General features: G+C 69.6%; 1 protein-coding gene. It reads left to right on the top strand.

The features are described from left to right. Nucleotides 1–43 precede the first annotated feature (43 nt). Complete coding sequence (locus tag ACX4ZE_RS16275) at nt 44–10,084, top strand: SDR family NAD(P)-dependent oxidoreductase (protein ID WP_480274288.1); 10,041 nt, start codon at nt 44–46, stop codon at nt 10,082–10,084. Nucleotide 10,085: the final 1 nt, after the last annotated feature.

The raw sequence follows: 10,085 nt of genomic DNA, 5'->3' as shown, positions 1-10,085 counted from the left end.
CCGAAGCGGACCAACGCGGTCCCGGATCGAACGTAGGAGCACTGTGACCGAGCAGAAACTGCGCGAGTACCTCAACCGCGTCACGATCGACTTGCAGCGCACCCGCCGCCGACTCGCCGACGCTGAGGCCGCCGGACACGAGCCGATCGCGATCGTGTCCATGAGCTGCCGCTTTCCCGGCGGCGTGCGCACCCCAGAGCAGTTGTGGGAGCTGCTGGCCGAAGGCCGCGACGCCACGACGGAGATCCCGCAGGACCGCGACTGGGATCTCGCGCAGCCCAGCGCGGGCAAGGTGTCCGGTCGAGGAGCCTTCATCGAAGGCATCGCCGACTTCGACGCCGCATTCTTCGCGGTCTCCCCGCATGAGGCAACCGCCATGGATCCGCAGCAACGACTGCTGCTGACCACTGCTTGGGAGGCCATCGAGCGGGCAGGCATCGACCCGGCAACGTTGCGCGGAACCGCCACCGGTGTGTTCGCCGCGGCGGTGGATCAGGGGTATGCCCAGGTGGGCTTGCACGCCGCCGAGGCGGTGCGGAACTTCCTCGTCACCGGCAACTCGATGAGTGTGCTGGCGGGCCGGGTGTGCTACGCGCTAGGGCTGGAGGGACCGGCACTCACCGTGGACACCGCGTGCTCCTCCTCGCTTGTCGGATTACATCTGGCCACGCAGGCGCTGCGCCGCAAGGAGTGCGCGCTGGCGCTGGCCGCGGGCGCAACCGTGATGTCGCTGCCGCTGGTCTACGACGAATTCGGTAGGCAGGGTGCGATGTCGGCCGACGGACGTTGCAAGGCGTTCTCGGCCACCGCCGACGGTACCGGCTGGGGCGAGGGCGTCGGAGTGCTGCTGCTGGAGCGGCTGTGCGACGCGCGCCGCAACGGGCATCCGGTGCTGGCCGTGATCCGCGGCTCCGCGCTGAACTCCGACGGCGCCAGCAATGGCCTGACCGCTCCCAACGGCCCCTCCCAGCAGCGGCTGCTGTTGGCTGCGCTCGCCGATGCCGGGCTCACCGCCGCGGACGTGGACGCCGTCGAGGCGCACGGCACCGGCACCACACTCGGCGACCCCATCGAGGCAGACGCCCTGCTGGCTACCTACGGCCGCAATCGTCCCGCAGACCGGCCACTGTGGCTCGGCTCCCTGAAATCGAATATCGGGCACACCCAGGCGGCGGCCGGGATCGCGGGCGTCATCAAGACCGTATTGGCGCTGCGGCACGGCATCCTGCCCCGCTCACTGCATATCACTGAGCCCACCCCGCACGTCGACTGGTCGAGCGGCGATATCCGGCTGCTCACCGAGAGCCGACCCTGGCCACTGACCGAAAGACCAAGGCGGGCAGGCGTTTCGGCATTCGGCATGAGCGGCACCAATGCGCATGTCATCCTCGAGCAAGCGCCCGCGCCCGAACCGGAGAGCGCCGAACCGCGCCCGCCCCGCCTGGCGGTCGCGCCCTATGTGCTGGCGGGACGCACACCGGCCGCGCTGCGCGATCAGGCGATGCGGTTGGTCGGTGTGCTGACCGCCGATCCCGCCCTCGACTCAGCCGATGTCGGGTTCTCGCTGGCGACGACCCGGACAGCATTCGAGCAGCGCGCCGTTGTGATCGCCTGCGACCGCGCCGATCTACTCGATGGACTCGGCGCGCTGGCCCGCGACCACACAGCAACACCGAACATCGTTGTCGGCAACAGTGATTCGAGCGTCGGCCGGACCGTGTTCATGTTCCCCGGCCAAGGCGCGCAGTGGGACCGCATGGCCCGCGACCTGCTCGCCGAGGCGCCGGTCTTCGCCGCCTCGATCGCCGAATGTGAGCAGGCACTGTCCGGGCTCGTCGACTGGTCCTTGACCGAGGTCCTGTGCGGTGCCCCCGGCGCGCCGTCGCTCGAGCGCGTCGACGTCGTCCAACCGGCGCTGTTCGCGATGATGGTCTCACTCGCCGCGCTCTGGCGCTCTTGGGGAGTCGAACCAGACGCGGTCGTCGGTCACAGCCAAGGAGAGATCGCCGCCGCTGTCGTCGCGGGCGGGTTGTCGCAGGCAGACGGCGCGAAAGTGGTGGCATTGCGCAGTCGCGCCATCGGCGCGCTGGCCGGGCGCGGCGGTATGGTAGCCCTCGCGCTCGGCCATGACGACGTGCGGGCACAGCTCGCGCCGTGGGCCGGGCGCATCTCGGTGGCAGCCGTCAATGGCCCCGCTGCCACCGTCGTGTCCGGTGATCCGGACGCCCTCGCCGAGTTGGTCGCCCGCTGCGAAGACCGCGGCGTGCGCGCCACGAGAGTGCCCGTCGACTACGCTTCGCACTCGGGACAGGTCGAACAGATCGCCGACGAGCTGCTGTCGATGCTCGCCGATATCTCCCCGCGTACCGGCCGCATCCCGCTGTTCTCCACGCTCACCGGCGACTGGCTCGACACCGCCGAGATGAACGCCGACTACTGGTATCGCAACCTGCGTGGCACTGTCCGGTTCGAGACCGCGATCCGCGACTTGGCGCGGCGAGGACACGATGTGTTCGTCGAGGTATCGCCACACCCTGTGCTCACCGTCCCGGTACAGGACACTGTCGAGGCCGAGGGACTGACCGCCGCAGCGGTAGCAGGCACTTTGCGGCGAGACGACGGTGGCCTGCGGCGAGTCCTGGCCTCAGCCGCCGAACTCTGGGTGCGCGGCGTAAAAATCGACTGGACAACAGCTTTCGCGGGTGCTCGACAGGTCGCCTTGCCCACCTACCCGTTCCAGGAGCGGCGGTTCTGGCCGGAACCCGTCACGCAGCCCAGTCTTGGCGCCCTTGGCCGACCCGCCGACCCACTCCGCTACCGCATCGCTTGGCAGCGGCTCGCCGACCCGTCGGCCGCGCTGCTCACCGGGCGGTGGCTACTCGTCATGCCCGCCGCGGCGAGCCATTCGCGGCACGCCCAATGGATCGAGCGCACACTGACCGACCTCGGCGCGGAAGTCGATCGCGTCGAACTCGTCGACGAGGACGTCGACCGTGAGCGGCTCGCCGCCCGGCTGAATGCTCTCGGCGGCGCCGCGCCGAACGGCATCGTCTCTCTGTCGGCCATCGCGGAGCGGCCACATCCGCAGCATCCGGCTCTGCCGGTGGGCGTCGCGCTCACAGTCGCCTTGATCCAGGCACTGGCCGACACCGCGAGCACGGCCCGGCTGTGGTGTGTGACCAATGGTGCGGTCACCACCGGCTCCACCGATCCGCTCACCGCTCCCAAACAGGCGATGGTGTGGGGCGTGGGCATGGTGGCGGCTCTCGAACAGCCCCAACGGTGGGGTGGACTGCTGGACCTGCCGCCGGAACCGGACGATGCCGCCCGGCTACGATTCGGCGCCGCCCTCAGCGGGGCGGGTGACATCGCGGGTGAAGACCAGCTTGCGCTCCGACCGAGCGGGTTGTTCGCCCGAAGGCTGGTGCATGCCGCACGTCCGTCGAACCCGGACAGCCGTCCCTGGCGTCCCCGTGGGACGGTCCTGCTGACCGGTGGGACCGGCGCAGTGGGCGGACATCTTGCCCGGTGGTTGGCCCGCAGTGGATCCGAGCATGTGGTGCTGCCGGGTCGCCATGGCGCGCAGGCGCCCGCCGCCGCGCAGTTGCGCGCCGACTTGGCCGCGTACGGCGCCAGGCTGAGCATGCCCGTCTGCGACCTCGCCGACCGCGACCAGGTCGAGCGGTTGCTCGCCGACCTCGATGCGCAAGGCACTCCGGTCACCGCGGTGGTGCACGCGGCAGCGTTCATCGCACTCGCCCCGCTCGTGGCCGCTCCGATCGGTGCGTTCGCCGATGTGGTCGCGGCCAAAGCCGCCGGGGCCGCGCACCTCGACGCCCTGCTGGACCGGGACCTCGACGCGTTCGTCCTGGTCTCCTCGATCGCAGGCCTCTGGGGCAGCGGCGATCACGGCGCTTATGCCGCGGGCAACGCCTATCTGCACGCATTGGCCCAGCACCGGCGCGCTCGTGGACTGACCGCGACTACCGTGGACTGGGGCGTCTGGCGCACAGGTGACCCCGGCGCGGCACCGGTCGGCGAGTTGTTCAAGCTCGACGAGCACGGTCTGCGCCGAATGGATCCGGATACGGCCATCACCGCTCTCCAGCAAACCCTCGACGACGACGAAACGGTTATCGCGGTCGCCGACGTCGACTGGGAAAGGTTCGCTCCCGTCTTCGCGTCGAGTCGTCCGAGCCCGCTGCTGCGCACCATTCCAGAGGCGCGCAGCGCGTTGCAGAGCAGTGCCGCCGACCCATCGGACGTGGTCGGGGCACAGCTGCGGCAACGGCTGGACCGACTGCAGGCCGCGCAGCGGCGCCGTGCCCTGCTCGAACTCGTCCGGACCCATGCCGCGGCGGTTCTGGGGCACGACTCACCGCGACAAGTGCCGCCGGGCAAGGCGTTCCAGGAACTTGGCTTCGCATCGCTGACCGCCGTCGAGCTGCGCAACCGGCTCAACGCCGCCACCGGGCTGCGGTTGCCTTCTTCGCTCGTTTTCGATCACCCCTGCGCGGACGCGCTCGCCGCACACCTAGAGGCCGAACTGTTCGCGGTGGTGGCATCCACCGACGCCGCACCGGCGCCGACCACCGCCGAGGACGACGACCCGATCGCGATCGTCGCGATGAGCTGCCGGCTGCCCGGCGGCATCGACACCCCGGAGAAGCTATGGCAGCTGCTACAGGAGGGCGGCGATACGGTCAGCGGCTTCCCTGGCGACCGTGGCTGGCCGAGTGCGGAGGAACTCTTCGACCCGGACCCGGACCACCCGGGCACCGCGACCACGCGACACGGCGGATTCCTGCACGACGCCGCCGAATTCGACGCGGGCTTCTTCGGCATCTCCCCGCGTGAGGCCGTGGCCATGGATCCGCAGCAGCGGCTGCTGCTGGAGACCTCTTGGGAGGCCATGGAGCGCGCGGGCCTCGATCCTGAGGCGTTGCGCGGATCTCGGACTGGGGTCTACATCGGCGTCAACTACAGCGATTACGGAGCCGCCGTGGCCCGCTCCGGGCACGGCGAGGGGCATCTGCTTACCGGCAGTGCCCCGAGTATCGTCTCCGGCCGCCTCGCATACACCTTCGGCCTGGAGGGTCCCGCACTGACCGTCGACACCGCCTGCTCGTCATCGTTGGTGGCGCTGCACACCGCGGTCCGCGCGCTGCGCGGCGGCGACTGTGCACTCGCGCTGGTCGGTGGTGTCGCGGTGATGTCGACGCCCGGTGCGATCCTGACCTTCTCCCGGCAGCGCGGTCTCGCGGCCGACGGCCGCTGTAAGGCCTTCGCCGCGGCCGCCGACGGCATGGGCATGGGCGAGGGCGTCGGCGTCCTGATCGTCGAGCGGCTCAGCGACGCTCGCTGCAACGGGCACCCGGTGCTGGCCGTGCTGCGTGGTAGCGCGGTGAACTCCGACGGCGCCAGCAACGGCTTATCGGCGCCGAACGGTCCATCTCAGCAGCGAGTCATTCGCGCGGCGTTGGCCGATGCCGGGCTGTCGGCCGCGGATGTCGATGTGGTGGAGACGCATGGCACCGGGACCACCCTCGGTGATCCGATCGAGGCGCAGGCGCTGCTGGCCACCTACGGTCGGGACCGCCCCGACGATCGGCCGCTGCTGATCGGCTCGCTCAAATCGAACATCGGCCATACCCAGGCCGCCTCGGGCGTCGCCGGGATAATGAAAACGGTTCTGGCGCTGCGCCACGCGCAGGTTCCCTCGACCCTGCACATCGACAAACCGACCAGCCACGTCGACTGGGCCGCAGGTGCGGTGGCACTCGTGACCGAGCTTTCGCCCTGGCCGGAGACCGGCCGGGCGCGCCGGGCCGGTGTTTCTTCCTTCGGCCTCAGCGGAACCAATGCGCACGTTATCCTGGAACAGGCGCCCGAACCGGATACGGCAGCAAACCAGCGGAATTCGACGCCAGGACCGTTGCCATGGGTACTGTCGGCGCGTACTTCGGCGGCGCTGGCAGAGCAGTCGGCACGTCTGAGTGAGCACCTGGACCGGGCCTGCGAGGCGGACCTCGCCGACATCGGACGCACTCTCGCAGGTCGTACCGCGTTCGCGCATCGTCGAGTGCTGGTCGGTGACGGTGACGAACTCACCGCCGCACTGCACGCCTTGGCCTGCGGAATCGATACCCCCGCGGCGGTGTCCGGTGTACAGGACACCGAGGGCAAGACGGTCTTCGTCTTTCCTGGCCAGGGTTCCCAGTGGGCAGGCATGGCCAGTGAGCTGCTGGTCGAATCGCCGGTGTTCGCCGATCGGATGGTCGAGTGCGCTGCCGCGTTGTCTGCCCACGTCGACTGGTCGTTGCTGGAAGTGGTGCGCTCGGGCCTCCCGCTGGACCGGGTCGACGTGGTGCAGCCTGTGCTGTTCGCGGTGATGGTGTCACTGGCCGCGGTCTGGCGGTCGCACGGCGTCGAGCCAGACGCGGTGGTCGGCCACTCCCAGGGGGAGATCGCCGCCGCCGTTGTCGCGGGCGGTCTGTCGCTCGCCGATGGCGTTCGGGTGGTCGCGCTGCGCTCGCGCGCGCTCGGAGAACTCGCCGGGACGGGCGCGATGGTGTCGATCGCACTACCGCCGCCTCAGGTGGAGCAGCTGCTCGCACCGTGGGGTGCGCGGCTGTCGGTGGCCGCGGTGAACGGCCCGTCGGCAGTGGTCGTCTCGGGCGAGACCGAAGCGATCACAGAGCTGCTGTCCGCATGTGATGCCGAGGCCGTCCGGACTCGGCGTATCGATGTCGACTACGCATCGCACTCGGCTCAAGTGCAACGAATCGAGTCTGAGCTGTTGCGCACACTGGACCCCATCACGCCTGCTGTCGCCGAGGTGCCGCTGTTATCCACGGTGACGGGGGAGTGGCTCGACACCAGCGTCATGGATGCCGCCTACTGGTATGAAAATCTTCGTCGGACAGTTGTATTCGAGCCGGCTGTCCGCTCCTTGTCGGAGCAGGGGTTTACTACCTTCATCGAGGTCAGTCCTCATCCCTTGCTCATGGTGCCGATCGAGCAGACACTGGAGTCGGCGGGGCAGGACGGTGCCGTGCTCTCCACCCTGCGCCGGGACGAAGGGGGTATCCGTCGGCTGCTGCTCTCACTGGGCGAGGCGTGGTCGTGCGGGCGGCCGGTGGACTGGTCGGCGTTCTTCCCGGACGCCCGTCGCACCGACCTGCCGACTTACCCCTTCGAGCACCAGCATTACTGGGCGCTACCCGCAGCAGGAACCGGTGCTCCGGATCTCGCCGCCTCCGGCCTCGACGCCACCCGGCATCCACTGCTGAGCGCGGCCACGGAGATCGCCGGTACCGGTGAGATCCTGCTCGGCGGCCGATTGTCGCTGGTCAGCCACCCCTGGCTGGCCGATCACGCGGTAGCGGATGTGGTGTTGCTGCCAGGGACGGCGTTCGTCGAGCTGGCATTGCGGGCCGCCACCGAAGCGGGCTGCGAGGTCCTTGACGAACTCACATTGGAGACGCCGCTGGTGCTGCCCGCCGCCGGGGCCGTGCGTATCCAAGTACGCGTGGACCCGCCCGCCGAGGACGGCAGTCGTGCGCTGGCCGTCTACTCGCGGCCGGAAAACGGACTGGCCACGCAGTGGATCAGGCACGCGACCGGGAATATGGCCGAGCTCGCGGTCGACTCCATAGCCGAGCCGCAGCACTGGCCGCCGCCGGGCGCCACACCGGTGGCAGTCGACGACCTGTACGACAGATTCGGCGAGTCCGGGTACCGGTATGGTCCCGCCTTCCGCGCCGTCCGGGCCGCCTGGCGGCGTGGCGACGAGGTCTTCACCGAGGTCCGATTGCCCGACAACGACGATCTCGCCGCCACGGCATACGGCGTGCACCCCGCCCTGCTGGATGCCGCCTTGCACGGAATCCGGCTCGGCCCAGCGGGTGACGTCGAGCTTGAGCCGGGCACCGCTCGGGTCCCGTTCTCCTGGAACCACGTGCGCTTGCACGCGGTCGGGGCGACCCACTTGCGGATTCGGCTGACGTTCGCCACAACCGGGGATGTGGCCATCGAGGCCACCGACCCACAGGGCAGGCCGGTGGTCTCGGTCGCGGCCTTGGCGATCCGCCCGATCCCGACGGACTCGCTGAGCACCATCGCCGCGCCAGACGCACTGTTCCGTGTGGAGTGGACGCCGCTGCCCGGTCTCGGCGCGCAGCTGCCCGCCACCGGGCAGTGGGCAGTGCTCGGGCCGGTGATCGCACAGGCCGAGCCTGCGGCCCTACTCGATTGTTGTGCCACAGAATTCGGGGCGCTCGCTGTGCCTCCGGATGCGTATGCCGATCTCGCCGCGCTCGGCGCGGCGATCGACAAGGGCGTGCCGGTGCCGGATGTGGTTGTTGTGGAGTGCCGGTCCGTCGCCGCGGACGCCGAGACTGTCCGGACAGTGACGGCTACTGCGCTGGCGCTGATCCAGCAGTGGTTGGCCGATGACCGATACGCAGACAGCCGCCTGGTCATCGTGACCAGCGGTGCCGTCGAGGTATTCCCCGGTACGGGTGTGCCCGATCTGGCGGGCTCGGCAGTATGCGGTCTCGTCCGCTCGGCGCAATCCGAGTACCCCGACCGCTTCGTGCTGGTCGATGCCACCGATCCGGATGAACTGTTCGCGCTGCTACCCGAGGGGTTGGCGACCGGTGAGCCGCACCTGGTCATCAGAGCGGGCGGTCTGCTCGGCGCCAGGCTGGCGCGGGTCCCTGCGCCCAGCGCGGACGCGAGTGTCTTCGATCCCTCGGGCACCGTCCTGATCACCGGTGCGAGTGGCGTGCTCGCCGGGCTTGTGGCCCGGCATCTGGTGCGCGACTACAAGATACGTCGACTGCTGCTGATCAGTCGTCGAGGACCGGACACACCGGAGGCCGCCGGGTTGGCCGCCGATCTGGGCGAACTGGGCGCCGAAGCGCAGTTCGTCGCGTGCGACGTCAGCGACCGGGACCAGCTCGCCGCGGCTCTGGCGCGGATCCCCGCACAGCACCCGCTGACCGCCGTCGTGCACACGGCGGGCGTCCTGGACGACGGCGTCGTGTCGTCGCTGACCACCGAACGGCTGAACGCGGTGCTCAGACCCAAGGTCGACGGCGCATTGCATCTACACGAGCTGACCCGAGAACTTCCGCTGTCGGCATTTCTGCTGTTCTCCTCCGCTGCCGGCATCATCGGCAATGCGGGCCAGGCCAACTACGCCGCCGCCAACGCATTTCTCGATGCGCTGGCCGCCGACCGCCGCGCGCAGGGCTGCGCCGCCCAATCCATCGCCTGGGGACTGTGGGCGCAGCGCAGTGCGATGACCGGTAGTCTCGACGAGACCAGCAGACAGCGGATGGCGCGTGGCGGCGTCGCGGCGTTCTCCGACGCTGAGGGTCTGGCGCTGTTCGACGCCGTGCTGCGGCAGGATGCGGCGGTATTGGTGCCGGTACGCTTAGAACTGGACCGACAGCGCCTGGCAACTGCGGCCGAGGTGCCCCCGCTGCTGCGGGGCCTGGTGCGCGAAGTGGTTCGCCCGGTAGCCGCCACCGCCGTTGCCGCCGAGGCGAACACCCTGCGCCTGCGCCTGGCAGAGGTCGATGCGCAGGAGCGAAAGTCAGTGCTGGCGGACCTCGTTCGCGAGAAGGTCGCGCGGGTGCTGCGGTATCCGGACGCGGCCGCTGTCGATTCGGAACTCGCCTTCCAGGACCTGGGGTTCGACTCACTGACCTCGGTAGAGCTGCGTAACCAGCTCAACGCGGTGACCGGCTTGCGGCTGCCCGCGACCCTCGTCTTCGATCATCCGACGCCGGAGGCCGTGGCAGCCTACATCGCTGAGCGTCTGGCGCCTACGGCGCCATCGGCGCAGCCGAGTGCAGGCATCGACGACGAATCAGTGCGCCGCCTGCTGGCGACCATCTCGCCGCAGCAGTTGCGGTCGGCCGGTCTGCTGGATGCGCTACTGCGCCTACAGAAACCAGGACCGGAGACGGAGGCGCCCTTGCCGACCGAGCTGGAATCGACCGAGCCGGAATCGATCAAGGCCATGGATGTCGACGGTCTGGTGCGCATGGCCCTCGGGGACGGTCATGCCTGAA

It is taken from the genome of Nocardia sp. TBRC8007, from assembly GCF_056629435.1.
The sequence above is the reverse complement of the archived record's forward strand: the minus strand, read 5'-3'. Positions and strand labels throughout refer to the sequence as shown.